The following is a 1,046-nucleotide window of genomic DNA, read 5'->3' as shown; positions in this document are numbered from 1 at the left end:
TTAACTACTTCTGAGTTAGGTGCTACCGAATCAGAAATAATTAACTCCGACTTGGTAATTACTACTTATAGATTTTTGCACGACCGCGTGCAGCAGTCAGGTTACGCTTTGATTGACTCAAAACTGCAAACAGCAATTCACCTACAAATTGGTCGTCTGTTACTGGCAAATATTTCTCCTGAGCGACGAGCCGAAAGAATTTTTGAAATTGCCGATCATTTGAATTCCGGTCGAAATTTAATCATTGATGCTCACGAGAAAATTGAACTAGCTATTTTAAATTTAACAGCCGCTCGCAAAGCCAAAGATGCAACGGCTTATGCTGCTGCCAGAGATTACTTAAAATTCGGTCTAGAAATTTTACCGGGCGATATTTGGCAAGAATCCTACGAACTAGCTTTTACCTTTCATAAGGAGCTGGCAGAGACCGAATATTTAAACGGCAATTTTGAAGAATCAGAAGCTTTAATAGAAGTGGCATTTGTCCGGGCAAAATCTGATCTAGAAAAAGCCGAAATTTACAACATTTTGATCGTGCAGTACACTCTGCTAAGTAAATATCAAGAAGCAATTCAATCGGGATTAAAAGCCCTTCAATTGCTGGGCATAGACTTGGATGAAGATAATTTAAGCGAGGCGGTTAATGCGGAAATGGCGGCAGCTAAAGCCAACTTGGCTAACCAAGAAATTGCTGCATTAATTAATGCCGACAAGATGAAAGATCCGGCTCAACAAATGGCTATGAAATTATTGGGCAACATGGGGCCGCTCACGTTCTTTTCATCTCAAGAACTGTGGAAGTTGACTGTGATTAAAGCGATTAACCTTTCTCTCAAGTACGGTTTTGTAGCGGGAGGGTCTTACTGCTATTCATGTTATGGAATTATCCTGAATTCAATTTTAGGGGATTACCAATCGGCTTATGAGTTTGGCAGACTCGCTCTGACTCTGAGCGAAAATTCAAATAACTTGTCTCAAAACTGCCAAGATAGTGTGATTTTTGCCAATTACTTAAACTGCTGGGTGAGACCGCTCAAAACTACGGC

1 pseudogene is annotated in these 1,046 nt (G+C 40.4%); it reads left to right on the top strand.

What is annotated here, in order from left to right:
- Positions 1-1,046 (top strand): annotated as a pseudogene (locus QUB12_RS37430) (PAS sensor protein); the annotation flags it as partial.

This window comes from Microcoleus sp. B7-D4 (assembly GCF_036705125.1).
Taxonomy (GTDB): domain Bacteria; phylum Cyanobacteriota; class Cyanobacteriia; order Cyanobacteriales; family Microcoleaceae; genus Microcoleus.
The sequence above is the reverse complement of the archived record's forward strand: the minus strand, read 5'-3'. Positions and strand labels throughout refer to the sequence as shown.